Here is a 25317-nt window from a genome sequence, read left to right on the forward strand (position 1 = left end):
GGCACCGACCACCGGTCGGTCGGTGTCTACGGCCGGCTGGACGCGCCCCTCCCTCTCCCCCGCCGAAGGGACCGGGTCGCCCACGCGCCCACGGCCGGTGGGGGGCACGGGCCGGGGCCCGCCGAGGTACCCGCGGTAGACGGCGCCCGGGTGCCCGACGCGAGAGCCGCCGGGTACCCGGCGGCTCCCCGCACGTCACCCACGACGCCCTGCCGGCGTCTTCCCTACCGGATCGGGACGCCGGCCAGGGTGCGGGCGATGACCAGGCGCTGGATCTCGCTCGTGCCCTCGAAGATCGTGTAGATGGCCGCGTCGCGGTGCATACGCTCGACCGGGTACTCGCGGGTGTAGCCGTTTCCGCCCAGGATCTGTATCGCCTGGGCGGTGACCTTCTTCGCCGTCTCGCTCGCGAAGAGTTTCGACATCGAGCCCTCGGCCGCAGTGAAGGGGCGCCCCGCGCTCGCCATCCAGGAGGCGCGCCACACCAGGAGGCGGGCCGCGTCCACCTGGGTGCGCATGTCGGCGAGCTGGAAGGCGACGCCCTGGTTGTCGATGATCGGGCGGCCGAACTGGGTGCGCGTCCTGGCGTACTCCAGCGCCTCCTCGTAGGCCGCGCGGGCGGTGCCGACGGCCATCGCGCCGACCGCCGGCCGGGACGCCTCGAAGGTCGCCATCGCGGCGTTCTTGATGCGCTCGCCCCCCGTCCTCGCCCGCTCCCGGGCGCGGGCCAGGCGCTCGTCCAGCTTCTCCTTGCCGCCCAGCAGGCAGTGGCCGGGAACCCGGACGTCCTCCAGGACCACCTCAGCGGTGTGCGAGGCGCGGATGCCGTGCTTCCTGAACTTCTGGCCCTGCGACAGGCCGGGCGTGCCGGGCGGCACGATGAACGAGGCGTGGCCCTTGGAGCCCAGCTCGGGGTCGACCACGGCGACGACGACGTGCACGTGGGCGATACCGCCGTTGGTGGCCCAGGTCTTGGTGCCGTTGAGCACCCACTCGTCCGTGGCCTCGTCGTACACGGCGCGGGTGCGCATGCCGGAGACGTCGGAGCCGGCGTCCGGTTCGGAGGAGCAGAAGGCCGCGACCTTCACGTCGTTCGCGTCCCCGTACATCTGCGGGACCCAGGTCCCGATCTGTTCCTCCGTGCCGTTGGAGAGCACCCCGACGGCCGCGAGGCCGGTGCCGACGATCGACAGGGCGATCCCCGCGTCGCCCCAGAACAGCTCCTCCATCGTCATCGGGATGCCGAGCCCGGTCGGGTCGAAGAACTGCTGGGCGTAGAAGTCCAGGGAGTAGATGCCGAGTTTGGCCGCCTCCTGGATGACCGGCCAGGGGGTCTCCTCGCGCTCGTCCCACTCGGCGGCCGCGGGGCGGATCACGTCGGCGGCGAAGCCGTGCAGCCAGTCCCGGATCTCCCGCTGTTCCTCGTTGAGCTCCATGGTGAACTCGGCCATGACCCCTCCCACAGCTTGTTACTTAAGGTAACCCGAGTCTGTTACCGACAAGTACGCATGTCAACCGGCCTCCGGCCCGCCGACACCCCTCCTCCGCGCGGTGTTAGGTTGCGCGTGCGCCACCTATATCGCACGGGCGGGGAGAGAGTCTTGGAGAGCAGCGGCACCACACACCGCGCGCAGCAGCAGCGGTCCGCCGCGTCGCGCCGACGGGAGCTGCTGGAGGCCGCCGACCGGGTGGTCCTGCGGGACGGACCGGGCGCCTCGATGAACGCGATCGCCTCCGAGGCGGGGATCACCAAGCCCATCCTCTACCGGCACTTCGGCGACAAGAGCGGCCTGTACCGGGCGCTCGCGACCCGGCACACGGACGCCCTCCTCGACTCCCTGCGCAAGGCGCTGGACGCCCCGGCCCCCAGTCGCAGGCAGCGTGTCGAGGCCACCCTCGACACCTATCTCGCGGCGATCGAGGCCCGCCCGAAGGTCTACCGCTTCCTCATGCACCCCGCCGAGGACGCCTCGGCGGCCGAGAGCGAGCCGGACTCCGGTTTCGACGTGGGCCTGCACTCGGCCCCGCTGCTGCGCCGGCTCGGCGAGGAACTGGCCGAGGTCATCGCGGAACGGGTGGACCTGGGGCCGGGCGGTGAGCGCCGGGCCCGTGCCTGGGGGCACGGCATCGTCGGCATGATGCACGCCGCCGGGGACTGGTGGCTCGGGGAGCAGCCCTGCGAGCGCGCCGAGCTGGTACGCGACCTCGCCGATCTGCTGTGGGGCCGGCTGGGCGAGTTCCCCGACCGCGCGGAGAGCGGACTGCCCTTCTGAGGCCCCTCGCCCCTCAGGTCGCCGCCGCCCGCCCCCACTCGGTGCGGCCCGCCCGCCGCAGCACCCGGCGCCGGCGCCACCCCTCCAGCCGGTCCACGTAGAGACGGCCCTCCAGGTGGTCGTACTCGTGCTGGAGGCAGCGCGCGAAGAAGCCGGTGCCGCTGACGCGGCGCGGACGGCCCTCCACGTCCAGGCCCTCCAGCACCGCGTGGTCGAAGCGTTCGGTTCCGGCTTCGAGACCGGGCAGGGACAGACAGCCCTCGGGGCCGCGCACGGCCGGCCCGTCCACGTCGACCAGCCGGGGGTTGACGAGGTGTCCGAGATGGCGCCGGTCCTCGTCGTCGGGACAGTCGTAGACGAAGACCCGCAGCCCCTCCCCGATCTGGTTCGCGGCGAGGCCCACTCCCCGTGCGGCGTACATCGTGGCGAACAAGTCCTCGACCAGCCGGGCCAGCGGCGGGCCGAAGCCGGTGGCCTCGCGAGCGGGGGCGGCCAGCAGGGGATCGCCGAGGAGGGTGAGGGGCCGGACGTGTCCGGAACTGCCCGGGATGGGACCGTGTCGCATGGTCGTCAACCTTACGATCCGTCTGGCGCGCGCCCCTTCCGGCGGTGCCGCGGTACGGGGCCGGGAAAGGATCTCGGTAGGCTGCACTCGACCGATGCCTCCCCGCCGGCGTGCGGCGCCAGGGGGGCGCCACCGCACCACCCCCGAAGGGCTCGCCCCGGGCAGGAGACAGGCGCGGCGCCGTATGCAAGGAGGATCTAGGACGATGGCAGGCAACTCGGACCCGCTGTCGCCGCGGGCCAAGCTGGCCGTGACGGCAGGCAAGGCGGCCGCGGCGGTGTCCCGCGCGGCGGGCCGGGGCAGCGGATCGGTGATCGGGGGGAAGGTCGCGCTCCGGCTCGACCCCGATCTGCTGGCGCGGCTCGCGACCCATCTCGACGTGGTCCTGGTCTCCGCCACCAACGGGAAAACCACGACGACCCGGCTCATCGCGGAGGCCCTGCGCGCGGCCGGGCCCGTGGTGTCCAACGCGCTGGGCGCCAATATGCCGGCCGGTATCACCTCGGCGCTCGCGGGCGGTTCCGACGCGCGGTTCGGGGTCATCGAGGTCGACGAGAAGTACCTCGCGGGGGTGGCGAGGGACGTCTCCCCCAAGGCGATCGCCCTGCTCAACCTCTCGCGCGACCAGCTCGACCGGGCGGCGGAGACCCGCATGCTCGCCGAGCACTGGCGCGAGGGCCTCGCGGGCTCCAAGGCCGTCGTCATCGCCAACGCCGACGACCCGCTCGTGGTGTGGGCGGCCTCCTCCTCGCCGAACGTGATCTGGGTCGCGGCCGGCCAGGAGTGGAAGGACGACGCGTGGTCCTGCCCGTCCTGCGGCGGGGTCATGCAGCGACCGGGCGACGACTGGTTCTGCGCCGAGTGCGGTTTCCGCCGCCCCGCCGCGAGCTGGGCGCTCTCCGGTGAGCACGTGCTCGACCCGAACGGCTCGGCCTGGCCCATCCACCTCCAGCTGCCCGGTCGCGCCAACCGCGCCAACGCGGCGACCTCCGCCGCCGTCGCCGCCGTGTTCGGGGTGCCCCCGCAGGTCGCGCTGGAGCGGATGTATCAGGTGCAGGCGGTGGCCGGCCGCTACGACGTCGTGCAGTTCCTCGGCCGGGATGTGCGCCTGCTGCTCGCGAAGAACCCGGCGGGCTGGCTGGAGACCTTCTCCCTCATCGACCCGCCGCCCACCCCGGTCCTGCTCGCGGTCAACGCGCGCGGCGCCGACGGGACCGACACCTCGTGGCTGTGGGACGTGGACTACACGCGTCTCGCCGGTCACCCGATCTTCGTCCTGGGCGACCGCAAGCTCGACCTCGCGGTGCGGCTGGAGGTGGCGGGCCTGGACTTCCGGGTGTGCCAGACGGTGGACGAGGCGGTCGGCATGGCCCCGCCCGGCCGCATCGAGGCCATCGCCAACTACACGGCGTTCCAGGACCTGCGCCGTCGCGTCGGGAACTGACCGGGCACTTGAGGAAGGACAGAGATATGAGCGAGAGCAGTCTGCGCCTGGTCTGGGTCTACCCGGACCTGCTGAGCACCTACGGCGACCAGGGCAACGCGCTGGTCGTGGAGCGGCGGGCCCGGCAGCGCGGTCTCGGGGTGTCGCGCGTCGACGTGCGCAGCGACCAGCCGATCCCCACCTCCGGCGACATCTACCTGATCGGTGGCGGCGAGGACCGGCCGCAGCGGCTGGCGGCCGAGCGGCTGCGCAGGGACGGCGGCCTGGAGCGGGCCGTGGGCAACGGCGCGATCCTCTTCTCGGTGTGCGCCGGCTACCAGATCCTCGGCCACGAGTTCGTCAACGACCTCGGTCAGCGCGAACCGGGCCTGGGCCTGCTCGACGTCGTGTCGGTGCGCGGGGAGGGCGAGCGCTGCGTGGGCGACGTCCTCGCCGACATCGACCCGCGCCTCGGGCTGCCGCCGCTGACCGGCTTCGAGAACCACCAGGGCGTCACCCACCTGGGCCCGACCGCCCGCCCCTTCGCCCGCACCCGCATCGGCCGGGGCAACGGCACCGGGGACGGTACCGAGGGCGCCTTCAACGACACCGTGTTCGGTACGTACATGCACGGTCCCGTGATGGCGCGCAACCCGCTCATCGCGGACCTGCTGCTCAAGCTGGCGCTGGACGTCAACGCCCTGCCGCCGGCCGACGACCGCTGGTACGAGGCGCTGCGCAACGAGCGCATCGCGGCGGCCACCCAGCCGGCCTGAACCGCCCGCGAGGGGCCGCGCGCCGTCCTCGCGGCCCTCGCAGGGAGCCCGCCCGCACCGCTCGCCCGAGCGCGTTCGAGCGGGCTCCCGCACGTCTGGGCGGGCCGTTCGTATACGGCGGCGCCCAGGTCGCCGCGAGTCCGGACGAATCGAGGAAATCGCAGATCAGAGCCGCTTTCACGAGTGGCTGTCCAGGTGTCGGACCGGGTTCGGAACCGCTCCTCCGCGCCGGTAGGGTGACGGCACCCCACCGGACGCCGCGGTCCGGTGATCCTCACAGGTTGCAAAGGTGTTTCGGGCCATGCGCATTGGTGTCCTCACTTCCGGCGGTGACTGCCCCGGGCTGAACGCGGTCATCCGCTCCGTCGTCCACCGCGCCACCGTCGACCACGGCGACGAGGTCATCGGCTTCCACGACGGCTGGCGGGGCCTGCTGGAGTGCGACTACCGCAGGCTCGACCTGGACGCGGTCGGCGGCATCCTGGCGCAGGGCGGCACGATCCTCGGCTCCTCCCGGGTGCAGCCGGCCCATCTGCGCGGCGGGGTGGAGCAGGCGCGCGGGCATCTGCGCGACCTCGGCCTGGACGCGGTGATCCCGATCGGCGGCGAGGGCACGCTGAAGGCGGCACGGCTGCTGTCGGACGCGGGACTGCCCGTCGTCGGGGTGCCGAAGACCATCGACAACGACATCGAGTCGACCGACGTGACCTTCGGTTTCGACACGGCGGTGGGGGTGGCGACCGAGGCCCTGGACCGGCTGAAGACGACCGCGGAGTCCCATCAGCGGGTGCTGATCGTCGAGGTCATGGGGCGGCACACCGGCTGGATCGCGCTGCACTCGGGCATGGCGGCCGGGGCCCACGCGATCCTCGTGCCCGAGCGCCCCTTCGACATCGACGAGGTCGCCGCACGGGTCGGTGAACGGTTCACGGCCGGCAAGAAGTTCGCGATCGTCGTGGTGGCGGAGGGCGCCAAGCCGCTCCCGGAGACGATGAAGTTCGAGGAGGGGGCGCGCGACGTGTACGGCCACGAGCGCTTCTCCGGTGTCGCCCGGCAGCTGTCCCTGGAGCTGGAGGGCCGGCTCGGCAAGGAGGCCCGCCCGGTGATCCTCGGTCACGTGCAGCGCGGCGGCACCCCGACCGCGTACGACAGGGTCCTGGCCACCCGCTTCGGCTGGCACGCGGTGGAGGCGGTGCACCGGGGCGAGTTCGGGCGGATGACCGCGCTGCGCGGTACGGACATCACGATGGTGCCCCTCGCGGCGGCCGTCGAGACGCTGAAGACGGTGCCCGCGGCGCGTTACGAGGAGTGCGGCGCGGTCCTGTGACCGGCCGGCCCCCAGGGGCCGCACCGCCCACGACGCGCTGAGCGCCCCCGGCCGAGGTCCCGGCCGGGGGCGGTTCTAGTCTGGTGCGGACAACCGGTACGAAATCAGGAGTCAGCGGATGGATCACAGCGGGCACGGCATGATGTCCGATCTGCCGCCGTTCACGCTGGGACGGGGACTGGAGCCGTCGGCCGACGTCTTCTTCCTGGTCGGGTGCCTGCTGGCACTCGTGCTGTACGGCTGGGGCGTGGCGCGGCTGCGCGGACGCGGGGACGCGTGGCCCTGGGGCCGGGTCGTCGCCTTCGTGCTCGGTGTGCTGACCGTCGCCCTGGTGACCTGCACCAAGCTGAACGACTACGGCATGGTCATGTTCAGTGTGCACATGGTGCAGCACATGGTCATCAGCATGCTCTCGCCGATCCTGCTGCTCCTGGGGGCGCCCACCACGCTGGCCCTGCGGGCGCTGCCGGTGGCGGGCAAGGGCCGTAAGGGGCCCCGGGAGTGGCTGCTGTGGCTGTTGCACAGCGTGTACATGCGGGTCGTGACGCATCCCGGTTTCACGATCCCGCTGTTCATCGCGAGTCTCTACGCGCTGTACTTCACGCCCTTGTTCGACTTCCTGATGGGCTCCACGGCCGGGCACATCGCGATGATGGTGCACTTCCTCGCGGTCGGCGTCGTCTTCTTCTGGCCGATCATGGGCGTCGACCCGGGCCCGCACCGTCCGGGCTACCTCATGCGGATGCTGGAGCTGTTCGCGGGGATGCCCTTCCACGCCTTCTTCGGCATCGCGCTCATGATGGGCTCGACCCCGATGGTGGGGACCTTCGAGCACCCGCCGGCCTCGCTCGGCGTCGACGCGCTGTCCGACCAGACGGCGGCGGGCGGGATCGCCTGGGCGTTCAGCGAGGTGCCCTCGGTCCTGGTGCTGCTCGCGCTGCTGTTCCAGTGGTACCGCTCCGAGGAGCGGCAGGCGCGCCGCACGGACCGGGCGGCGGACCGGGACGGCGACGCCGAGCTGAAGGCGTACAACGCCTATCTCGCTTCGCTGGACGCCCGGCGCTAGCGCCGGGAGGGGCTGCCGGGGGAGGATGGAGCCCAGGCCGCGGCCCTGTGTCGCGGCACCCCGGCTGTCCGGAGGAGGGTGTCTCGATGCCCGGTACTACGAAGACGATGGGGGTCCTCACCATCGGAGGACTGGTCGTGGTCACGGCTTATACCGTGGCGCTCGGCAGCAACGGCTGGCTGTGGTTCGGCTGGGTGGTGATCGGCCTGATCACGCTCGCGATGACGATGACCCGCGACGCCTGAACCGGGTCTCCGCGCGCCCCCGCCGCACCGTCGCTCACGGCTCCGGCCCCGTGGAAGGGGCCGGAGCCGTGAGCGTTCCGCCGGGGGCTGTACCGGGTGGCGCGACCGGTGGGGGTCAGAACCGGAAGACGGCGCCGGTCTGCGACTGGAGCACGCAGCGGTTGGCGTAGGTGCGCCGCCAGTTCACGGGCCGCCCCCGGTAGCTGCCGTACGCGGTGGCGGTGACGGGCGCCCAGCGGCGGTCGCATCCGCGCGGTGTGCCGGGGAGCCGGTCCGGCTCTCCCTCGGCCGCGGCGAGATCCGCGCAGGCCCGACCCGGGTGCGGATGCGAGCCGTCGGGCGGTGTCGCGGCGCAGTTCAGGCTCACCGTACGCACCCAGGTGACCGCCTCGTCCGTGACGACCAGGGTGAGCCCGTGGGCGGGCAGGTCCGGCCCCTGCGGGCGCCACGGCCCGTCCTCGGGTCCCCGCTCGGCCCGCGGGCCGCCGGGCAGGACGGTGTCGTGCGGGCCGCCGGGCGCGGGGCGCTGGAGTGCGGGGCGCTGCGCCGGGGGCGGCGGGGGCGCCGCCTGGGCCGGCAGGGCGGTGGCGGCGGCCGTGAGGGCCGCCGCGAGGACCGTGACGAGACGCATACCGGAACCTCTCGGGTACGTACACGGGGCAGGGGTCTCCCACGGCATCCCCGGATGTCGCCCTCAGCCCGTGCGACGCGCCGGGCAGGTCGCCCGGACGAGTGAACGGAGCGCGGCCGGACGGGGTGCACCGGGCCGGGAGCGCGGCCGCCGGACCCGCTCGCGCTCCGCATCCGGGCGACGCGGTACGGCCTGGAGACGGCGGGGCCCGCGCCGCGCGCCGCGGACCGCGTCCTGGGGGCGGGAAGGGGCGGCTGAGCACTCCAAAGCGGTCTCGGCCCGGTCACCCGCGAGCCGGGACCGCTCCCCGCGGAACCTCCGTGTTCCCCGGGACGTCTCCCTGGGCAGCCGGCCGCTGAGGGCGGCGCGAATGGGGGGCATCGATGGAAGACGACGGGTTCGGGCTTGTCTTCGGCTTGCTCGGGGGGCTCTTCGCCGCTCTCGGCGCGGGCGGGATCATCGGCGTCCTGGTGAGCCTGAGCCGCCGCCGCAGGACTCTGGCCACAGGGCGGAGGGCGGAGGCGACGGTGGTGGACACTTATGTGACGCGGCGGGAGAACGCGGGCTTCTCGGAGACCGACACGGCGACCAGGACCGAGCGGCGGGCGCTGCTGGAGTTCTCCGCCGCGGACGGCAGGCGGGTCCGTTTCGAGGAGACGTCGGGGAAACGGGTCAGGGGGGACGTCGTGCCCGTCCGCTACCCGGCCGACCATCCGGAGCGCGCCGTATGCGTGGACTCCGGTCCGGGCGGCAGGGTGGGCACCGTGTTCCTGATCGCCTTCCTCATCGTGTTCACCGCGCTCGGCCTCTACTTCGCCTCGCTGGGATTCGGCGGGCATGACGGCTTCGGCGGGTCCGACGCGCCCGACGGCCTCGACGGCCTCGACGGGTTCTGAGCGCCGACGGGTGTGACGGGTGCGGGAGGCGGGGTGGTGAAAGGGACCGCCCCGGCCGGCCGGTCCCTTTCCACGGCGGCGCCGGGAGCCCGGGATCAGCCTCCCGTCACCCGCGCCCCGGTTCCGCCCTCGGGGTCCCAGCCCAGGGCGATCAGGCCGCGGTGCACCGCCTCCCTGCGGTGGGGGTCCAGGGCCCCCATCTTCACGTCGGCCCGCGCCCGTTCGTCCACGGCGAAGGCCAGGTCCGCGTCCAGGTGGCCGGTCGTGCGCCAGGCACGCAGCCGGGCCTCCTCGGCCGTGCGGTAGCCGAGCGTCTCCTCGTACTCGTTGGTGCCCTCGGTGGCCGCGCCGAGCTGCCCGTCCCACTCGGAGAGCCGCCGGCTCAGGTAGACGTCGACGGCCTCCCTGGCCAGGTCGGCGTCGCTGGGCGGCCTGGTCGCGTCCTGTGCGGAATCAGTCATTTTCGTACCGTATTACCGTTCGCGGCCGTCCGCACCGGCGTGCTCCCCAGCCGTGTGAACGAGCCCGTACGCGTGGTCCGGTGTGCCCGGGGCGGGACGGACCGCCGGCGTCCGTGCCCGCCCTCCGCGCGGGTCGCCGGTCAGCCGGCGATGTCCGAGGGATTGATGCCGAGCCCCCGGGTGACGTAGGCGCATTCGGTGTACAGGTAGTTCGGCCGGAGCTTCGCGGTGTCGGTGCCGGGGCGGGAGGGCGCTCCCCCGCCCAGCGGCTTGTGCAGGAAGTACGTCGTCCCGGCGGGGAGGCTGATCGTCCGCTTGGGGTAGTCGCGGCCCGCCGAGCACGGCTTGAAGGACGGGGAGAGGGTGTCGGCCCAGTCGTAGCGCTCGCAGCCGTGGCAGGCGGCGAGGGTGACCCGGCCGGTGACCGGTCCGGTGTACAGGACCTCGACCGGGTCGGGGCTGTCGTTGGTCAGGGTCACGGAGATGGAGCCGCCGGAGGCGAGGGTGGGGAGCTTGCGGCCGGCCGCCGGTTCCTCCTCGGCGATCTCGGCCGCCGTCACGATCTTCTTCGCCAGGGCAACGCGCCGGTCCTTCTTGTACGTGTCGACGAAGTCGGTGAGCCGTTCCCCGGCGGTGTCGAAGTCCTTGTCCCGGTAGGCGTCCACCCCACAGGCGTAGGCGCCGCCCGGGATCTCCCCGCGTGCCCGGTCGGCGTCCTCACCGAGGGCCGCCGCCACCGCCCCGGGGCCGTCTTCGAGCGCGGCGGCCTGTGCGGCGAGGAGCCCCAGCCGGTCGGTGGCCTCGCACGGATCGTCCGCGATGTCCTTGACGGCGGCCGAGATCGAGCGGCGCAGAGCCGGTTCGACCCGCGCCGCCTGGGGGGTCCGGGGAAAGTCCGCGAGCAGTTCGCCGAACGGGGCGCGCGGTGCGTCGTATCCCGTGCTGGTCCTGCCGACGGCGGCGGCCCCGCACTCGTACAGCGCGGTCGGCAGCCGCTCCTCGGGCCAGTCGGCGAGCGGGCCGACACGCTTCTCGCCCAGGGTGGCGGGCACCGTGCGCAGGTACTTCAGCGGAGCGAGGGCCTCGCAGTACTTCTTCTGGGCGTAGGGCTCGCCCACGGCCTCGTAGTAGGCGCGCAGCCGGTTCGGCACGCGGGCCGCGGCGGCCGACTCCGGGTGCTTCTCCGCCAGTTCGCGGTACTCACCGAGGGCTTGGCGCAAGCGCGGCTCACTCGCGGCGAAGGGGAGCCCCCGCAGGCTCTCGACGGTCGCGTCGGCCGCGTCGAGGCGGCCCAGCAGCACGCGTTCGACCGCGGCGTGGTGCGCCTCCTCCCGCGCCTGGTCGTAGAGCAGGGTCCCGCCGACCGGGACGACGAGCAGCGCGAGGGCCAGGGCGAGCGCCACCGCGGCCGAGGGCGGCCAGGACAGGGGCGTGCGCAGCCCCTTGACCGCTCCGTGCGTCGCGGCGGCGAGAAGGACGAGGAGGTAGCCGGCGACCAGGGTGCCCGGCACCCCGTCGGCGTCGGCGGGCAGGGCGAGCACCAGCAGGACGCCGGTGGCGATCCAGCACACGACGAGAGCGGCCCACGCCCGCAGGAGCGCGTAACCGAGCCCGAGACCACTGAGGTTGAGCAGCCCCACCGCGAGGGCGCGCAACGGTCGGGCGGGCGCCGGCGGGCCCGGCGGCACGCTCGGCGGGTACGCGGGGGGCGCGGGCGCGGCGGAACCTGGCCCGCCCACCTCGCCCGTCCCGCCGTGCACACCGTCGGAGGGGGCCGCGGCCCGGGGGGCCGGGCCCGCCCCGGCGCCGCCCGGTTCCTCCGGCCGCCCCGGCCAGGAGGGCGGCGGCCCGGAAGCGGCGCCCTCCCCGCCCGTGCGCTGTCCGTACTCCCCGCCCCGCGGCGCGTTGGTGTTCTCCCCCGGCATCACGACCCCCAGTCGTCCCCGGACGCCTCGTGAGCGCCCGCCTCCCCTGATGACCACCCGAAAGGTGTCAGGAGTGACTTACCACCAGGAACCACCCGCCGAACCCTCGGCGCGTGCGCGGCGACGGCGGGGACCGCCTCTCCCCTACCGTGCGCCTCCGGTCTCAACGCCCGCATCACGAAGCACCGTTCACCGCCGCACGACCCCGCGAAGTCTCCCGCGCGCGCCCCGCGAGGGTCTCCCACGTGCTTCACAGGGCGATGCATGAGTACGCGGCTTCGGGTAACTCGGCGTGTACACAACCGAAGGACGGCTCAGCCGCCTCTGGACGAAGGAGTTCACATGACTGGGTACAGCGGGAGTTCGTCTCGGGCCCGTGGCAACGCGGGCGGGATGGCCATCGCGTCGCTGGTCCTCGGCATCGTCGGGCTGTTCTTCCTCGGCATCATCCTGGGTATCCTCGCCATCGTCTTCGGCTACCTCGCGCTGAAGCAGGCGAGCCGCAACGGAATGGCCAAGGCCGGACTGATCCTCGGCGTCGTCGACGTCGTGTTCGCGGTCGTCATGATGTTCGTGAGCGGGTTCGGACTGTACGTGGGCGCATGACGCCCCCGGGTGCCGCCGGTTCTCACCGCGGCACTTCTCCCCCACGGGGAGCCGCCCCCAGCGCCTGCGCCGCTTCGTCGAGAAGCCGGCGCAGGCGCAGTGCGTCGGGGGCCAGGGCGGTGACCAGCGCGGCCGGTCCCGCGAGCGGCATGACAGCGGCGTACGGGCCGAGTCGCCGCGCCGCCACCGGGTGGCCCTCGAACTCGGGCGACACGACGAGGAGTTGTCCGATGCTCCGCAGGCCGGCCAGTACGGCGGGGCCGTCCCAGCCGCCGGGCGCCCCGGGTCCGCAGTGCGTCTCCTGGTCGAACAGGGCGCTCCCGTCGTGGTGCACCGTGAGGCGGCTGGTGAGCCGGCCCGGTTCCTCCGCGCTGCGCCCGAGGACCTGCTCCTCCCGCAGGACGAGGCGCGCCCCGCGCTCCAGCCGGACCCGGGTCGAGACACGCAGGTCGCTGCCCTTCGCGGCGATCAACTGCTCAGGCAGCCAGCGCAGTTCCGCCCGGTCGGCGACGTCGAGGCGTACGTCGTAGCGGGAGTGTCCCTTCGTCTGGCCGGGCAGGGCGAGGGTCGCGGCGACGGAGCCGACGGTGAGCCGGGCCCCGGGGCCGACCCGCGCGCGAACGGTGAAGTGGTCGCCGCCCAGCGGGCCGCTCATCGCCCCGACCGTGAGGACCCGCGCCCCGCCGTCGGTGGCCCTGGTCCTGCGCAGGGCGAGCGGGCCCTCGCCGCTGAGCAGGGGCAGTTCGGTGCCGCCGCGGCCGTCGGCGGCGGCGATGATCCGGGCGGTGGCGACGACACCGGGGTACCGCTCCCCTGGCGGGGCCGGCTCCCCCGTCATGCCCGGCCCCGCCAGGCGGCGTACTGGCCGCGGACCCAGTCGGCGACCGGCTTGACGCCGTCGCCGGTGCGCAGGGACTGGAGGATCACGGGGAGTTCACCGCGCTGGGCGGCCGCGTCGGCGGCCATCCGGTCGAGGTCGGAGCCCACGTACGGGGCGAGGTCGGTCTTGTTGACGACGAGGAGGTCGGCGGTGGTGACACCGGGGCCGCCCTTGCGCGGGATGTCGTCGCCGCCGGCCACGTCGATGACGAAGACCTGCGCGTCGACCAGCCCCCGGGAGAAGGTCGCGGTGAGGTTGTCCCCGCCGGACTCGACGAGGATCAGGTCGAGCGGCCCACTCGTGTCCTCCAGGTCCTCGACCGCTTCGAGGTTGGCGGAGATGTCGTCGCGGATCGCGGTGTGCGGGCAGGCCCCGGTCTCGACGGCGGTGATCCGCTCGGGCGGCAGGACCGCCTCGCGCAGCAGGAACTCGGCGTCCTCCCGGGTGTAGATGTCGTTGGTGACGACGGCCAGGGAGAGTTCGGCGCGCAGTTCCCGGCACAGGGCGGCGACCGTCGCGGTCTTCCCCGAGCCGACGGGCCCGCCGAGGCCGATGCGCAGCGCCCGCCTGCTGCCGTCGGGTCGGTGGGCGTCGGCGCTGACGGCGGCGGGGCCGGAGGGGGAGTGGTCGAGGTGCACGGGGCGGCTCCAGTCGGGGATGCGTCGGGGTCGTTCGGCGGCGCGGGGCGGCCGGGGGCTCAGGAGGCGAAGAGGCGGGCTGTGCGGGCCGCGTGGTGTTCGGCGCCGATCTCCAGCAGCGGCGCCGAGTGGGCGGGCAGCGCGTCGGTGCCCTCGGCGCGGGCCCGGTGGGCGTGTTCGACGGACTCGGCGGCGAGCCGGTCGAGTTCGGGGGCCAGCCGGGCGAGCAGGGCGGTGGCGTCGAGCGGGTCAAGGCTCAGCAGCCGGACGGTCGCGGTGGCCGGTCCGCCCACCGTCTCGTAGAGGCAGGCGTACGCGGCGTCCTCGGGCCCCAGGCCCGAGGCGCGCGCGGTCAGGCCGAGGACGACCGGCTGGTGCGCCCCGCGCGGCCGGGCCCGCGCCAGGGCTTCGAGTTCGGGGTGCGGCCAGGCCGCGCGCGCGGCGCGCAGCAGTTGCCTGCCGAGGCGGCGGGCGGCGGTGCGCAGGGCGGGTGAGGGGGTGCGCGCGTCGGCCGCGGCGTCGAGGGCGAGCGGGTCGAGGCCGAGGGCCGCGCTCGCGGCGAGGCTCGCGGCGACGCGGCCGGTGGTGTGCAGCCGGCCCCGGCAGAAACTCTCCAGCTCCTCCGGGCCGGTGAGGCGACCGGAGTTGACGGCCTCCTCGGCGCCCCCCGAGTGGGCGTGGCCCCCGGCGGGGAGGCGGCCGTCGGCGAGAACGAGCAGTGCGGCGCGGGTCATTCGGGTCACCTCCCGGACGGGGTGGACGGACGGAGAGTGGGGCGGCGGAGCACGGGTCCCACCGCGCGCGGGCGGCTCAGAACAGGAAGTAGCGCTGGGCCATGGGCAGTTCCGCGACGGGCGCGGGCTCGACGAGTTCGCCGTCGATGGTGACGGCGAAGCTGTCGGGCGCGACCTCGACGTGGGGCAGCGCGTCGTTGAGCCGCATATCGGCCTTGCCCAGCCCCCGGGTGGACGTGATGGCGGTGAACGCACGGCTGAGACCGAGCCGTTCGGGCAGGCCGTCGTCCAGGGCGGCCTGGGTGACGAAGTTCAGGGACAGTGCGGCGGGCGCCTTGCCGAGGGCGCCGAACATGGGCCGGGGCAGGACGGGCTGCGGGGTGGGGATGGAGGCGTTGGCGTCGCCCATCTGCGCGTAGGCGATCTGCCCTCCCTTGACGACCAGATGCGGGCTGACGCCGAAGAAGGCGGGCTCCCACAGCACGAGGTCGGCGAGCTTGCCGGGTTCCACCGAGCCGATCTCGGCGGCGAGGCCCTGCGCGATCGCCGCGTTGATCGTGTACTTGGCGACGTAGCGGCGGGCGCGCAGGTTGTCGGCCCGGGTGTCGCCCGGCAGCGGTCCGCGCCGGTTCCTCATGACGTGCGCGGTCTGCCAGGTGCGCAGGATCACCTCGCCGACGCGGCCCATGGCCTGGGAGTCCGAGGACATGATCGAGATGGCGCCGAGGTCGTGCAGGATGTCCTCGGCGGCGATCGTCGAGGGCCGGATACGCGATTCGGCGAAGGCCAGGTCCTCGGGGACGGCCGCGTTGAGGTGGTGGCAGACCATCAGCATGTCGAGGTGCTCCTCGACGGTGTTGACGGTGTGCGGGCGGGTCGGGTTGGTGGAGCTGGGCAGCATGTGGGGCAGCGACACGGCGGTGATCATGTCGGGGGCGTGCCCGCCTCCGGCCCCCTCGACGTGGAAGGCGTGTACGGTGCGGCCGTTGATGGCGGCGAAGGTGTCACCGACGAATCCGGCCTCGTTGAGGGTGTCGGTGTGGATCGCGAGCTGGGCGCCGGACTCCTCGCACACGTCGAGGCAGGCGTCGAGCACGGCGGGGGTGGAGCCCCAGTCCTCGTGGATCTTGAACCCGACCGCTCCGGCGCGCAGTTGGTCGCGCATCGAGCGTTTCGAGGTGGTGTTGCCCTTGCCGAGGAAGCCGATGTTGACGGGGCTGTTCTCCATCGCCTCGAACATGCGGGCCAGATGCCAGCGGCCGGGGGTGATGGTGGTGGCCTTGGTGCCCTCGGCCGGTCCGGTGCCGCCGCCCACGAGGGTGGTCACGCCGGAGGCGAGCGCCTCGTCGACGAGTCCGGGCGAGATGAAGTGGACGTGGGTGTCGATGCCGCCCGCGGTGAGGATCTTGCCGTTCCCGGCGATGATCTCGGTCTCCGGACCGATCACGAGGCCGGGGTGGACGCCGTCCATGGTTTCGGGGTTCCCGGCCTTGCCGAGCGCGACGACACGGCCGTCCCGGATGCCGACGTCGGCCTTGACGACGCCCCAGTGGTCGAGGACGACGGCCCCGGTGACGACCGTGTCGGGGGTGCCTTCGGCGCGGGCGGCCGGGGACTGGCCCATGGACTCGCGGATGACCTTGCCGCCGCCGAACACGGCCTCGTCGCCGGAGCGGCCGGGGCCGCCGCAGCGGTCCTCCTCGATCTCGATGGTCAGCGCGGTGTCGGCGAGCCGGATTCGGTCGCCGGTCGTGGGGCCGAAGAGGTCGGCGTAGGCGGCGCGCGAGAGGCGGGCGGCGCGCGGGTCGTACTCAGGCATGTGCGGCTCCGTCCGTGGGGGCGGCCGTCTCGCCGGTGGGCGCGGGATCGAGCGGGCCCGCCGTCTGTCCGCGCAGCCCAGGGACGCGGCGCGCTCCGGCCAGCGGGACGAGGGCGACCTCGACGGGGATGCCGGGTTCGAAGCGCACGGCCGTGCCGGCGGCGATGTGCAGGCGGGTGCCGTGAGCGGCGGCGCGGTCGAACCGCAGGCCGGGGTTGGCCTCGGCGAAGTGGTAGTGGGAACCGACCTGGACGGGCCGGTCGGCGGCGTTGAGCACGGTCAGTACGGTGACCTCGCGCCCTTCGTTGAGGGCGACGGGCTCCTCGGCGTACAGGATCTCTCCGGGAATCACGCTGCCTCCTCAGACGATCGGGTCGTGGACCGTGACGAGTTTGGTGCCGTCCGGGAAGGTCGCCTCGACCTGCACGTCGTGGATCATCTCGGGGATGCCGTCCATGACGTCCTCGCGGCTGAGGACCGTGCGCCCCGAGGCCATGAGTTCGGCGACGGTCCGGCCGTCCCGCGCGCCTTCGAGGAGGTGCGAGGTGATGAGGGCGACCGCCTCGGGATGGTTGAGCTTCAGGCCCCTGTCCCGGCGCCGCCGCGCCACGTCGGCCGCGACGTGGATGAGCAGCCGTTCCTGTTCGTGCGGGGTCAGGTGCACGCGTACCGCCTTCCGGTCCTCGCTCCGGCCGGGGCGGCCGGGCTCTGGCGCGTACCGGCAGGAGCGGCGCCCGAGCGGTCGCCGTACGGCGTCCGGGGGCGCCGGACAGAGGCTGATCCGGTGGCGCCGGGCCGAGGCTAATCGCGCGGGGTTTCGGCTGCGTTAACTGCCGCCCCCGAGGTCGCGGGCCCGCGCGACCGGCGCGGGCGCGGTGCGCGAGGCCGCCTGACGTGGCGTCGGCGGGAGGCACCGCCTCAGCTCACGCCGGCTCGCCCGGCACCGGGACCGCCGCCTGGGCCGGGCCGCTGCGCCCCCGGCCGGCTCTCCCGGCCACGAGCGCCGGCTCGTATACGGGCAGGGCCGGGGACGCGGTCAGCTCGCGCCCGGTCCCCGGTACTGGGCCGCGATGCCGAAGCGGTGCGGTGCGGCGGGGGCTGGGGAGGCCGGACGCACAGGGGCGACGGAGCCTGCGACGGACCGCTCCTCGCTCTCCCCGGCCCCGGCGAGCGCTTCGAGCCGCTCCAGGTCGGCGGCGGAGACGAGGGCGACGAGGGGCTTTCCGTGGCGGGTGAGGACCACCCGCTCGTCACCGTAGACGACCCGGTTGATCAGGTCGGCCAGCTCGGCGCGGGCTTGCGTCACCGGAATCTCGTGGGCCATGCCCCCCACTTTACCGACGGCTCACCGGCCGCTCAGAAAGTGTCCTTGCGCGATCCGGGGTTGGCGTGGGTGTGGCGGGCGGGAGCGGGGGCCTGACGCGGGTGGCGCACGGCCTCGTGCGCGTGCGGGGAAGCGGGGGCGCCGGGCGTGCGGTGCCGGTCGGCCTCCGCGGTCCGGCCGGGGCCCTCCTCGCGCTCCGCCGGTGCGGGGTAGAAGCCGCGGGCCCACTGCCGGAAGGCCCCGATGGGCCCGTCGCCGTGGGCGAGGCGGGGCGGCTTGCGGTACTGCTTGTGGTTCCAGACGGGGAAGTCGGCGGCGGTGAACTCGCAGCTCGCCCGGAAGACGGCGCGGCCGAGCAGCCGCTCGGCGGTCCGGCTCACCAGACGGGCGGCCGGGCCCGGCAGGAAGCCGGGTTCGGCGAACTCCAGCCGGTTGAGCTGGCGGAACTGCATCCGGTGGGGGCCGATCGCGGTCGGCATCACCGTCGTGCACATCCGCAGGCCGAGGCGGGGCGTGTAGGCGTCGGCGTGCAGACAACCCAGCCCGTAGCCGTCGACCTCCACCTCGACCGTGAAGTCCCCGAGCAGCGGCGCCGACTCGTGCGCGACCAGGGACACGTGGAACCTCGCCCCGTCGTAGACGACGGGTTTGCCGGTCTCCGCCTTCTTCCAGCCGTGCAGGGTGGCGAAGTGCCCGACGTCCACCGAGTTCTCGATCACTTCCTGCACCTGGCCGCACAGCTCCCAGGTGGTGTGCCGGGCCGGGCGGCCGCCGATCACATGCCACGCGGGGATCGTCCAGTCCGGTGCCCGGCCGTCGTGGTGGCGCCACACGAACACCGCGCCGTTGACCTCGCACACCGGGAGCGTGTCGAGCGGGGACCGGGGCGGCGCGGTGCCGTACCCCGTGCGCACGCACGTCCCGTCGGGGCCGAAGGCGAAGAGGTGGAAGGGGCAGACCAGATCCTCCCCTTCCACCTCGGCGAGGCCGAGGTGCGCCCCCAGATGCGGGCAGTAGGGGCGCACCGCCCGCAGAGCCCCGGTCGGCAGCCGGTACAGCACGACGTCCTCACCGGCGAGCGGCCTCGTCAGCACCTTGCGGGCCGGGAGTTCGTCCGAGAAGGCCAGTGCGGACCAGCCGCTCGGATACGGCAGGGCGGGCCGGCCCGCCCGGTCGGCCGGGGTCGGCCCCTCGGTGATTCCTCGTGCGCGCGCACGCCACAGTCCCACGTCTTCTCCCTCACGTCGGTTGCGGGAAGGCTGCCCGGCCGCGTCCGGGGCCCCTCCGCGCGCGGCCGCTCTCACCCCTGGGAGGGGTCAAACCACACGGCGGGGCGGTTCGTCGGCCGGGGTTCGAATTCCCGTCGAGGAAGCACGAATTGAGCGAGAAGGACCCGATATTCCGCGCCGGTTGTACGTGGTATGTCCCGGTACGCGCGGGCCGGGGCGGATGACCGGTACCGCACCGGCGGGCTCCGGACCGTACCGGGCCGCACCACACCGTGTCCCCCTCCCCCCTCGGTCGTTGCTCCTGTCGCCGGTACCGCCACCAGCCCTACGGGCGGCGCCCGTTGACACGGGGCGGGTGGTACGGCGAGCGCGGCGAACACGCCGCCGGAACGACGTGTGACGAGGAGGGCCTGTGAGCGGCTGGATCACCGCGGGCATAGCGGCCGCGGCCGTGCTCTGCCCGGTGCCCCATCACTCCGGTACGTCCGTGCTCATCGAGCACGGTCCGGCGGGAGGCCATCTCGTGGTGTGCGCGGGTGAGGCATGGGTGGAGATCGGCGTCACCCATCCCACCCCACCGCCCCCGCCACCGCCGCCCCCTTCCCCCTCGCCTTCACCGACTCCCCCTCCACCCAGCCCCACCCCCTCCCCCTCGCCGACTCCCTCGCCGAGCCCTTCCGCGACCGCGCCGCGGCCCTCCCCTCCCCCACCGTCCGTCACCGCACCCGCCCCCCGCCCGGCCCCCTCCCCGAGCCCGGCCGCGGCGGCGCCGGTCCCTCTGAGGCCCGAGCCGCCCGCCCCGCGCCCCCGCCGGCCCGCTCCCCCGCCGCCGAGCCCGGCCCCGGCCCCGCCCCCACAGGCACCCGCGGCCTTCCACTGGGTGCCGCGCCCCCATTACGTGGGCGGTTCACGACGTCCACCGCCGGCGACGCTGTCGACCGTCACCACGACCGTCGTGATCATGTGCCCCGCGATCCTGGCGGCTGCCGCCCTGCGGCCCGGTTCCCGCCGCCGCGGGCGCGGTTGACCCCCGCCCGCCCCCGCCCCTCACCTCTCGCCGGCTTTCTTGGAGTCCCGCTGTGCCCGAATGGCTGATCTACACCCTGGCCTCGGTCCTGGTCTGCACCCTGGTCGTCGCCGCCACACTGATGCGGAACCGACGCGTGGTCGATGAGGACACCTCCGAGACCCCGGACGTCCTCGAATACCTCGTGATGATGGTCGGCGTCGTCTACGCCATCGTGCTGGGCCTGGCGATCGCCGGGGTGTGGGAGGCCAGGAACGCGGCCGACGACACCGTGCAGCGTGAGGCCCAGGCGCTCTACGAGATCGACCAGCGGCTTGACGTCTACCCCGCGGACTTCCGCGCCCAGGTGCGCGAGCACATCGACACCTACGCCCGGCACACCGTGACCTCGGAGTGGCGCGCCATGGAGGCGGACCGGGAACCGGGCAGCGAGGGCGGGGACCTCCTGCGGCAGATCCGTACCGACATCGCCCGCCACACCCCGGCCGACGAACTCCAGGCCCAGGCGTACCAGCCCCTGCTCGATCAGGTCGCCGCCGCCGACGACGCACGCCACCAGCGTCTGGAGAACGCCGGCACCACCCTTCCCGGCACCGTGTGGTTCGGTCTCGTGGCCGGCGCCGTGGTCACCCTGGGGCTCATGTACACCCTGCAGATCCGTCGTTCGGCCCGCGAACTGCTGCTCGCGACGACGTTCAGCGCCCTGATCGTCTTCCTGCTGTTCCTGGTCTGGAGCTTCGACGCGCCCTTCGGGCACGACGGCCTCGACTCGGCCCAGCCCTTCGTGGACCTGTACAGCAACACCTGAACCGGGCAGACCACGCCCTCGCCGACACCCTCCCCATCCGTCATCTGACAGGGCGTTCACACCGTCTCCCGCCTCCCCCGGGCCCCCGCCGCTTCTCGCCGAGAGCGAAACGGGGGCCCCGGCCGTTGCCCCGGGCCGTCCCCTGAGCCATGCTCACTTCCACATTTATGTACGTCCTGTACGTTTTCTACAGGACGCCTCGCAGAGGAGACGTGTGCCGTGATCCGTCCGTCCGCTCGTTACGTCCTGCCCGAGTTCACCGAACGCACCAGCTCCGGGCATCGCACCCTGGACCCGTACGCGAAGCTGCTGGAGAATCGGATCGTGTTTCTCGGCACCCCGCTCGACGACACCGCGGCCGGCGACCTCGTGGCCCAGCTCATGTACCTGGAGCATGCCGCGCCCGACCAGGACATCTCCCTCTACCTCAACTGCCCGGGCGGCACCTTCACCGCCATGACCGCCGTGTACGACACCGTGCGCTTCCTCGGCTGCGACGTGTCGACGTACTGCCTCGGCCAGGCCGCCTCGGTGGGCGCCGTGCTCCTGGCGGCCGGAACCCCGGGGAAACGGGCGGCGCTGCCCGGCGCCCGGATCGTGATCGGCCAGCCCGCCCTGAGCGAGCCCGCCCAGGGGCAGCCGAGCGACCTGGAGATCCAGGCCGCCGAACTCCAGCGGACGCGCGAGCTGACGGAGCGACTGCTCGCCCGGCACACGGGCCGCGATCCACGGGACGTCGGCGCGGACATCGAACGGGACAAGGTACTGACCGCCACCGAGGCGCGCGCGTACGGGATCGTGGACGCCGTACTGGGCGACCGGGGCCCCCTGCCGGGCGCCTGGACACAGTGAGGACGCGATGCTGCCGCCGGAACTGCCGCCCCTGCCCGCCCTCACCCGGGCCGAGGGCGAACTGATCGACAGTTACCTGGCCGCCGCCGACCTGCTCGGCCGCGCCAACCCCGGCCGGGGCGGCGACACGTACGCCGCGCTGCGGGCGGCGCAGGCGCTCGTCGCCCGAGCGGTGAGCCTGCGCGACGCACTCGCCCGCATGCACGCGCGCGGCGAGACGGAACTGCACGCGCGCACCCTCGAACAGGCGCTGCGCGTCCTCGACGGAGAGCGCCGTACCGCCCGGGTGGCCCTGCCGCCGCAGGAGGCTCCCGAACCGTAGAGGCCCGCGGGGCGCGGGTACTGCGCGCGCTCCTCCGCCCCGTGGGTGCCGTGGGTGCCGTCGTTCGCGCCGGTGACCGCCCTGTGCGCCGGTGACAGAAAAGGTGCGGGGCGCGCTTGGGGATGTGCACTTCGCGACCGCCCCGGTCCGTGACGCGGCGCAAACCTACCAAATGAGGTACCCACCAACGGCGTACCCACAGCCCGGCGGGGCCCGGCGCCGACTTGCGCTCCGCGTCCGCCTCCGCACCGCCGAGGGCGACCGCACCGCTGGTCGGACGCTCGTCGGGCGCTCGTCGACGCTCGACGGAAGGCGCCGCGCGGGGGCTGCTCACCCGAACACCACAAGGGTGAGGAACCTCACATAGGTACGATTTAGCTCGGATTCCGGCCTCTTCGTGCGTCAAGATCCTTCACGACGACAAGCCCCCGTCGCAGCGGCGGGGCGGTCCGGGCGGACGCCGAGTCCCGCCGCCGTCCGGATGCCGGTCGACATATGGATCGGCGGGAGTGGAGGACCCAGCACGGCGGGTCGGTGCGCGTGAAGCGCGCCGGTCCTTGGGGTGAAGCCGCGACCGCGGCCGGGCATCTTCGCCGGCCCGAACCCGACAGGTCATCCTTCACAGGCGGTTGACGAAGGGTTACGCATGTCTGTGCGGAATCGAGTTCCCGTTCTGCTGACCAGGGCCGGCACCGCCTCGGCCCTCACCCTCGCCGCCGTGGGCGGCACCCTGACCCTGCCGGGCGGCGCCACGGAGGCCCAGGCCGCCACCGCGGGAGTCCACGCCAAGGCGCTCAAGATCGCGGCCTCCAAGAAGGGTTCGCCCTACGGCTGGGGCGCCGCGGGCCCCCACCGCTTCGACTGCTCGGGACTGACTCTCTACTCCTTCAAGAAGGCGGGGAAATCCCTGCCGCGCACCGCCCAGGCGCAGTACAACAAGACCCGGCACATCTCCGCGGGCCACCGCAGCAAGGGCGATCTGGTCTTCTTCCGGTCCGGAGGCAGCGTGTACCACGTGGGGATCTACGCGGGGGCCAACAAGGTGTGGCACGCCCCCAAGACGGGAGACGTCGTCAAACTCGAACGGATCTGGACGAGGTCGGTCAGTTACGGCCGCGTGCGGTGAGGTGAGGCGGCGGGCGCGGCGCCTCAGCGGCGGCGGGTCGTGACGTCCGTCGGGTGCTCGCACCCGGCGGACAGGTCGTGACGGCCCGTCGGGCGCTCGCACCCGGTACGCCCATCGCCTTCCGGTGCGTCCGCCGCCGCCTCCCCTACGCCCGCCGCCGCGCCCCGGGCGCCCGCGGCCGCTACGGAGTGTGCGGGCCGGGTGGGCAGAACGTTTTTTCACCGAGGCGGGGCCGGGGGTGGCCGATCAGTCGAGTACGGCCGCCCCCGCCTCCCACGGGAGTTCGACCCGGACGGTCTTCCCGCCCTCCTCGGTGGGGACGACCGACAGCCGCCCGCCGCACTCCGCCGCGAGCCAGCGGATGATGACCAGACCGCGCCCATTGTCCTGCTGGACGGCGGCCGGCAGCCGCCGCGGCCAGCGGGGGTGGCTGTCGGTCACCCCGATATGGAGCCGTTCGTCGCGTTCCAGCACGAGGTCCACCGTGAAGATGGGTGACTGCCCACCGGTGTGCTGGACGGCGTTCGTGGCGAGTTCCGAGACGATCAGCCTGATCGTCTCGGCCGACTCGGAGCCGGCGGGCAGTCCCCATGCGGCGAGGAGGGCTCCGACCTGTCTGCGGGCCTCCGGAACCGAGGCCGGATCGCTCGGCAGCGTGACCGAGGCTTCCTGATGATCTGCCATGGCGGCCTGTCCCTTCCCGCAGGGCCCGGTAAGACGAGTCGTCGCGGAATGACGCCGAGGGGCCGGGCCCTTACTGTGCGCCAGACTGCCACCGCCGAGGCGCGCGTGCCGATCGATCCCGCAGGATCTGCGGGGTTCTGTCGCCCGAAGCGGTGAACCCTGCTACGGCCGAGCGGATTGCCGTACCCCAGGCCCGGTACGCACAGTGACGGCCCGGCCTCGCGGGCGCGGCCCCGGCACCCGGCCCCCTCCCCATCTGGCCCTGAGCGAACGCCTCTTGCTTCTCCGGAGCGCATCGACGTGAATGAAGTGACGGACGAGACCAGCGAGACACAGGAGACGTCATGACCGAGGCATTCCGGTTCGGGGTCAACATGATCAGCCCCGCGGAAGGGGCGGAGTGGGGAAAGAAGTGCCGCAGAGCTGAGGAACTGGGATACGACACCGTGCTCGTCGCGGACCACCTGGGCATGATGGCGCCCTTCCCGGCGCTGACCGCGGCGGCCGGGGCGACCGAGCGCGTACGGATCGGCACCTTCGTGCTCAACGCGGGATTCTGGAATCCGGCCCTGCTCGCCCGGGAGGCGGCGACGGTCGACGCGCTCAGCGGGGGCCGGCTGGAACTGGGCCTGGGCACCGGATACGTCCAGAGCGAGCACGAGGCGGCCGGCCTCCCGTGGGGGTCCGCGCGGGAGCGGGTCGACCACCTCCGCGACACGGTGAAGGAACTGGAGCGACTGTTCGGCTCCGCCGAGCACCAGCCCGCCGCGGTGCAGCGGCCCCGGCCCACGCTGCTGGTCGGCGGCAACGGCGACCGGGTGCTGCGGCTGGCAGCCCGCCACGCGGACATCGTGGCGTTCAGCGGGGGGCGCACGACGCCGGAGGGCACTCCGCAGCCGCTCACGGCGGACCAGCTGGAGGAACGCGTCGCGGTTTACCAGCGCGTCGCGGCCGAACGTCCGCGGCCCGCCGAGCTGAACCTGCTGCTCCAGTCCGTCGTCGTCACCGAGGACCGCGAGCGGACGGCCGAGGAGTGGCGCGCGCACATGCCGCACCTCAGCGCCGAGGAGCTGCTGGAGGTGCCGATCCTCGCGTTCGGGACGGTGGAGGAGATAGCGGACCGGCTCCAGGCACACCGGAAGCGGTACGGCTTCTCGTACTTCACCGTGCTCGACCCCTTCATGGAGACCTTCGCACCCGTCCTGGCCGAGCTGCGGCGCCGCGAGGGGGCCGCGACGCGCTGATCCCTCGCGGGAAGCCGGAGTGGTACACCGTGCGCCGCACGGGACACGGTGTACCGCAGACGAAGTGCGAGCGGAGCGGACGGTGTCCGGCCCGGCGCCCCTCCCCCGGTCCCGGTCCGCGGCTGTCCCGGACCGGGACAGCGCCACGCGTGCTCTGGCCGCGCACCGCATCACCGCCTGCCGCACGACGACACCGGTTATCCGTGGCTGGTCGTCGGGCACGACCAGCCACGGAGCTTCCCGCGCATGCTCGCCGAGCCCCACGTCGTGCTCTGTCCTGCCACCGGCCCTGACACGTCCGGCGAGGAGGAGATCACCGTCAGCCGGGTGCCCTCCGACGGCGACGTCCGGCACGTCCTCGCGGGAGACGGGGCCCTCGCGAAGGAAGCGCCGTATCGCTGATGTACCCGGTCGACCAGCCCGGGGCGGCGTCACC

The 25317-nt window shown here is 73.6% G+C and carries 28 protein-coding genes and 1 riboswitch; of the genes, 14 read left to right on the forward strand and 14 right to left on the reverse strand.

All coding sequences use genetic code 11. The annotated features are described in order from the left end of the window. Positions 1-224 precede the first annotated feature (224 nt). Positions 225-1451: an acyl-CoA dehydrogenase family protein gene (locus ACFYMP_RS16715; protein WP_388857183.1), complete on the reverse strand. Its 1227-nt coding sequence runs from the start codon at positions 1449-1451 to the stop codon at positions 225-227. 150 nt (positions 1452-1601) lie between these two features. Between ACFYMP_RS16715 and ACFYMP_RS16720 the strand changes: the two genes are divergently transcribed. After that, positions 1602-2273: a TetR family transcriptional regulator gene (locus tag ACFYMP_RS16720; RefSeq protein ID WP_388857186.1), complete on the forward strand. Its 672-nt coding sequence runs from the start codon at positions 1602-1604 to the stop codon at positions 2271-2273. A gap of 13 nt (positions 2274-2286) precedes the next feature. Here the strand turns inward: ACFYMP_RS16720 and def are convergent, their stop codons facing one another. Continuing rightward, positions 2287-2838, reverse strand: a complete 552-nt coding sequence (def, locus tag ACFYMP_RS16725) for a peptide deformylase (protein WP_388857188.1) — start codon at positions 2836-2838, stop codon at positions 2287-2289. Between the two features lie 205 nt (positions 2839-3043). Between def and ACFYMP_RS16730 the strand changes: the two genes are divergently transcribed. The 5 genes from ACFYMP_RS16730 (at position 3044) to ACFYMP_RS16750 (ending at position 7675) form a co-directional block, all read left to right on the forward strand. Then, positions 3044-4282 (forward strand): MurT ligase domain-containing protein, encoded by a 1239-nt coding sequence (locus tag ACFYMP_RS16730; protein ID WP_388857191.1) that lies wholly within the window; start codon positions 3044-3046, stop codon positions 4280-4282. 26 nt (positions 4283-4308) lie between these two features. Continuing rightward, positions 4309-5037, forward strand: coding sequence for a glutamine amidotransferase (locus tag ACFYMP_RS16735; RefSeq protein WP_363147577.1), 729 nt, complete (start codon positions 4309-4311; stop codon positions 5035-5037). A 301-nt stretch (positions 5038-5338) separates the two neighbouring features. Beyond that, positions 5339-6364 carry a 6-phosphofructokinase gene (locus ACFYMP_RS16740; RefSeq protein WP_388857194.1) on the forward strand — a complete coding sequence of 342 codons (1026 nt, stop codon included), beginning with the start codon at positions 5339-5341 and terminating at the stop codon, positions 6362-6364. 118 nt (positions 6365-6482) lie between these two features. Next, entirely contained in the window at positions 6483-7430 is a 948-nt protein-coding gene (locus ACFYMP_RS16745; protein WP_388857197.1) for a cytochrome c oxidase assembly protein, read from the forward strand. Positions 7431-7516: 86 nt separating this feature from the next. Further along, positions 7517-7675 carry a hypothetical protein gene (locus ACFYMP_RS16750; RefSeq protein WP_388857200.1) on the forward strand — a complete coding sequence of 53 codons (159 nt, stop codon included), beginning with the start codon at positions 7517-7519 and terminating at the stop codon, positions 7673-7675. 115 nt (positions 7676-7790) lie between these two features. On the opposite strand, the gene ACFYMP_RS16755 is transcribed toward ACFYMP_RS16750, so the two are convergent. Further along, a complete protein-coding gene (locus ACFYMP_RS16755) occupies positions 7791-8306 on the reverse strand; it encodes an SSI family serine proteinase inhibitor (protein WP_388857203.1) in 516 nt (171 codons plus the stop codon). 383 nt (positions 8307-8689) lie between these two features. On the opposite strand from ACFYMP_RS16755, the gene ACFYMP_RS16760 reads away from it, so the two are divergent. Continuing rightward, positions 8690-9202 carry a DUF3592 domain-containing protein gene (locus tag ACFYMP_RS16760; RefSeq protein ID WP_388857206.1) on the forward strand — a complete coding sequence of 171 codons (513 nt, stop codon included), beginning with the start codon at positions 8690-8692 and terminating at the stop codon, positions 9200-9202. Positions 9203-9297: 95 nt separating this feature from the next. On the opposite strand, the gene ACFYMP_RS16765 is transcribed toward ACFYMP_RS16760, so the two are convergent. Beyond that, positions 9298-9663 carry a hypothetical protein gene (locus tag ACFYMP_RS16765; RefSeq protein WP_388857209.1) on the reverse strand — a complete coding sequence of 122 codons (366 nt, stop codon included), beginning with the start codon at positions 9661-9663 and terminating at the stop codon, positions 9298-9300. Positions 9664-9803: 140 nt separating this feature from the next. Continuing rightward, positions 9804-11351 carry a hypothetical protein gene (locus ACFYMP_RS16770; RefSeq protein ID WP_388857212.1) on the reverse strand — a complete coding sequence of 516 codons (1548 nt, stop codon included), beginning with the start codon at positions 11349-11351 and terminating at the stop codon, positions 9804-9806. A gap of 579 nt (positions 11352-11930) precedes the next feature. Between ACFYMP_RS16770 and ACFYMP_RS16775 the strand changes: the two genes are divergently transcribed. Next, a complete protein-coding gene (locus ACFYMP_RS16775; RefSeq protein ID WP_388857215.1) occupies positions 11931-12194 on the forward strand; it encodes a DUF4190 domain-containing protein in 264 nt (87 codons plus the stop codon). Between the two features lie 22 nt (positions 12195-12216). On the opposite strand, the gene ACFYMP_RS16780 is transcribed toward ACFYMP_RS16775, so the two are convergent. The 8 genes from ACFYMP_RS16780 to ACFYMP_RS16815 form a co-directional block, all read right to left on the reverse strand. Then, entirely contained in the window at positions 12217-13032 is an 816-nt protein-coding gene (locus tag ACFYMP_RS16780; RefSeq protein WP_388857218.1) for an urease accessory protein UreD, read from the reverse strand. Then, positions 13029-13712, reverse strand: a complete 684-nt coding sequence (gene ureG, locus ACFYMP_RS16785; RefSeq protein ID WP_388857221.1) for an urease accessory protein UreG — start codon at positions 13710-13712, stop codon at positions 13029-13031. The genes ACFYMP_RS16780 and ureG overlap by 4 nt, the downstream gene beginning before the upstream one ends. A 59-nt stretch (positions 13713-13771) precedes the next feature. Beyond that, on the reverse strand, positions 13772-14446 hold the full coding sequence (locus ACFYMP_RS16790; RefSeq protein ID WP_388857224.1) for an urease accessory protein UreF: 675 nt from the start codon (positions 14444-14446) through the stop codon (positions 13772-13774). Between the two features lie 76 nt (positions 14447-14522). Further along, the gene (locus ACFYMP_RS16795; RefSeq protein ID WP_388857227.1) at positions 14523-16265 is read right to left on the reverse strand and encodes an urease subunit alpha; all 1743 of its coding nucleotides are present in this window, start codon (positions 16263-16265) and stop codon (positions 14523-14525) included. Beyond that, positions 16258-16617, reverse strand: a complete 360-nt coding sequence (locus ACFYMP_RS16800; RefSeq protein WP_388857230.1) for an urease subunit beta — start codon at positions 16615-16617, stop codon at positions 16258-16260. Before ACFYMP_RS16800 ends, ACFYMP_RS16795 begins: the two co-directional genes overlap by 8 nt. A 9-nt stretch (positions 16618-16626) precedes the next feature. Continuing rightward, complete coding sequence (locus ACFYMP_RS16805) at positions 16627-16929, reverse strand: urease subunit gamma (RefSeq protein ID WP_388857233.1); 303 nt, start codon at positions 16927-16929, stop codon at positions 16627-16629. Positions 16930-17301: 372 nt separating this feature from the next. Then, positions 17302-17589: a type II toxin-antitoxin system Phd/YefM family antitoxin gene (locus ACFYMP_RS16810; RefSeq protein ID WP_388857236.1), complete on the reverse strand. Its 288-nt coding sequence runs from the start codon at positions 17587-17589 to the stop codon at positions 17302-17304. 32 nt (positions 17590-17621) lie between these two features. Further along, on the reverse strand, positions 17622-18818 hold the full coding sequence (locus ACFYMP_RS16815; protein ID WP_388857239.1) for a Rieske 2Fe-2S domain-containing protein: 1197 nt from the start codon (positions 18816-18818) through the stop codon (positions 17622-17624). A gap of 1079 nt (positions 18819-19897) precedes the next feature. Between ACFYMP_RS16815 and ACFYMP_RS16820 the strand changes: the two genes are divergently transcribed. The 4 genes from ACFYMP_RS16820 to ACFYMP_RS16835 all read left to right on the forward strand — a co-directional run bounded on the left by ACFYMP_RS16820 (position 19898) and on the right by ACFYMP_RS16835 (position 22953). After that, entirely contained in the window at positions 19898-20653 is a 756-nt protein-coding gene (locus tag ACFYMP_RS16820) for a hypothetical protein (protein WP_388857242.1), read from the forward strand. Between the two features lie 219 nt (positions 20654-20872). Further along, positions 20873-21505 (forward strand): ATP-dependent Clp protease proteolytic subunit, encoded by a 633-nt coding sequence (locus ACFYMP_RS16825; RefSeq protein WP_388857245.1) that lies wholly within the window; start codon positions 20873-20875, stop codon positions 21503-21505. 7 nt (positions 21506-21512) lie between these two features. Then, a complete protein-coding gene (locus ACFYMP_RS16830) occupies positions 21513-21827 on the forward strand; it encodes a hypothetical protein (RefSeq protein ID WP_388857248.1) in 315 nt (104 codons plus the stop codon). A gap of 448 nt (positions 21828-22275) precedes the next feature. After that, positions 22276-22470, forward strand: a riboswitch (cyclic di-AMP (ydaO/yuaA leader). Between the two features lie 3 nt (positions 22471-22473). Next, the gene (locus ACFYMP_RS16835; protein ID WP_388857251.1) at positions 22474-22953 is read left to right on the forward strand and encodes a C40 family peptidase; all 480 of its coding nucleotides are present in this window, start codon (positions 22474-22476) and stop codon (positions 22951-22953) included. A 246-nt stretch (positions 22954-23199) separates the two neighbouring features. On the opposite strand, the gene ACFYMP_RS16840 is transcribed toward ACFYMP_RS16835, so the two are convergent. Beyond that, the gene (locus ACFYMP_RS16840) at positions 23200-23637 is read right to left on the reverse strand and encodes an ATP-binding protein (protein WP_388857254.1); all 438 of its coding nucleotides are present in this window, start codon (positions 23635-23637) and stop codon (positions 23200-23202) included. Between the two features lie 344 nt (positions 23638-23981). Here ACFYMP_RS16840 and ACFYMP_RS16845 point away from each other — a divergent pair, with 344 nt between their 5' ends. Together ACFYMP_RS16845 and ACFYMP_RS16850 are read left to right on the forward strand one after the other, a co-directional pair. Beyond that, positions 23982-24881 (forward strand): LLM class F420-dependent oxidoreductase, encoded by a 900-nt coding sequence (locus ACFYMP_RS16845; RefSeq protein WP_388857257.1) that lies wholly within the window; start codon positions 23982-23984, stop codon positions 24879-24881. Positions 24882-25127: 246 nt separating this feature from the next. Continuing rightward, a complete protein-coding gene (locus ACFYMP_RS16850; RefSeq protein WP_388857260.1) occupies positions 25128-25283 on the forward strand; it encodes a hypothetical protein in 156 nt (51 codons plus the stop codon). Positions 25284-25317 lie beyond the last annotated feature (34 nt).

Source organism: Streptomyces sp. NPDC007088 (assembly GCF_042869355.1).
In the GTDB taxonomy this organism is placed as follows: Bacteria; Actinomycetota; Actinomycetes; order Streptomycetales; family Streptomycetaceae; genus Streptomyces.

What these genes read in the sequence shown, in the direction of transcription:
- ACFYMP_RS16715 (WP_388857183.1), bottom strand. Translation starts at nt 1,451, where the DNA reads ATGGCCGAGTTCACCATGGAGCTCAACGAGGAACAGCGGGAGATCCGG.
- def (WP_388857188.1), bottom strand. Translation starts at nt 2,838, where the DNA reads ATGCGACACGGTCCCATCCCGGGCAGTTCCGGACACGTCCGGCCCCTC.
- ACFYMP_RS16730 (WP_388857191.1), top strand. Translation starts at nt 3,044, where the DNA reads ATGGCAGGCAACTCGGACCCGCTGTCGCCGCGGGCCAAGCTGGCCGTG.
- ACFYMP_RS16735 (WP_363147577.1), top strand. Translation starts at nt 4,309, where the DNA reads ATGAGCGAGAGCAGTCTGCGCCTGGTCTGGGTCTACCCGGACCTGCTG.
- ACFYMP_RS16740 (WP_388857194.1), top strand. Translation starts at nt 5,339, where the DNA reads ATGCGCATTGGTGTCCTCACTTCCGGCGGTGACTGCCCCGGGCTGAAC.
- ACFYMP_RS16745 (WP_388857197.1), top strand. Translation starts at nt 6,483, where the DNA reads ATGGATCACAGCGGGCACGGCATGATGTCCGATCTGCCGCCGTTCACG.
- ACFYMP_RS16750 (WP_388857200.1), top strand. Translation starts at nt 7,517, where the DNA reads ATGCCCGGTACTACGAAGACGATGGGGGTCCTCACCATCGGAGGACTG.
- ACFYMP_RS16755 (WP_388857203.1), bottom strand. Translation starts at nt 8,306, where the DNA reads ATGCGTCTCGTCACGGTCCTCGCGGCGGCCCTCACGGCCGCCGCCACC.
- ACFYMP_RS16760 (WP_388857206.1), top strand. Translation starts at nt 8,690, where the DNA reads ATGGAAGACGACGGGTTCGGGCTTGTCTTCGGCTTGCTCGGGGGGCTC.
- ACFYMP_RS16765 (WP_388857209.1), bottom strand. Translation starts at nt 9,663, where the DNA reads ATGACTGATTCCGCACAGGACGCGACCAGGCCGCCCAGCGACGCCGAC.
- ACFYMP_RS16775 (WP_388857215.1), top strand. Translation starts at nt 11,931, where the DNA reads ATGACTGGGTACAGCGGGAGTTCGTCTCGGGCCCGTGGCAACGCGGGC.
- ACFYMP_RS16780 (WP_388857218.1), bottom strand. Translation starts at nt 13,032, where the DNA reads ATGACGGGGGAGCCGGCCCCGCCAGGGGAGCGGTACCCCGGTGTCGTC.
- ACFYMP_RS16790 (WP_388857224.1), bottom strand. Translation starts at nt 14,446, where the DNA reads ATGACCCGCGCCGCACTGCTCGTTCTCGCCGACGGCCGCCTCCCCGCC.
- ACFYMP_RS16795 (WP_388857227.1), bottom strand. Translation starts at nt 16,265, where the DNA reads ATGCCTGAGTACGACCCGCGCGCCGCCCGCCTCTCGCGCGCCGCCTAC.
- ACFYMP_RS16810 (WP_388857236.1), bottom strand. Translation starts at nt 17,589, where the DNA reads ATGGCCCACGAGATTCCGGTGACGCAAGCCCGCGCCGAGCTGGCCGAC.
- ACFYMP_RS16830 (WP_388857248.1), top strand. Translation starts at nt 21,513, where the DNA reads ATGCTGCCGCCGGAACTGCCGCCCCTGCCCGCCCTCACCCGGGCCGAG.
- ACFYMP_RS16835 (WP_388857251.1), top strand. Translation starts at nt 22,474, where the DNA reads ATGTCTGTGCGGAATCGAGTTCCCGTTCTGCTGACCAGGGCCGGCACC.
- ACFYMP_RS16840 (WP_388857254.1), bottom strand. Translation starts at nt 23,637, where the DNA reads ATGGCAGATCATCAGGAAGCCTCGGTCACGCTGCCGAGCGATCCGGCC.
- ACFYMP_RS16845 (WP_388857257.1), top strand. Translation starts at nt 23,982, where the DNA reads ATGACCGAGGCATTCCGGTTCGGGGTCAACATGATCAGCCCCGCGGAA.
- ACFYMP_RS16850 (WP_388857260.1), top strand. Translation starts at nt 25,128, where the DNA reads ATGCTCGCCGAGCCCCACGTCGTGCTCTGTCCTGCCACCGGCCCTGAC.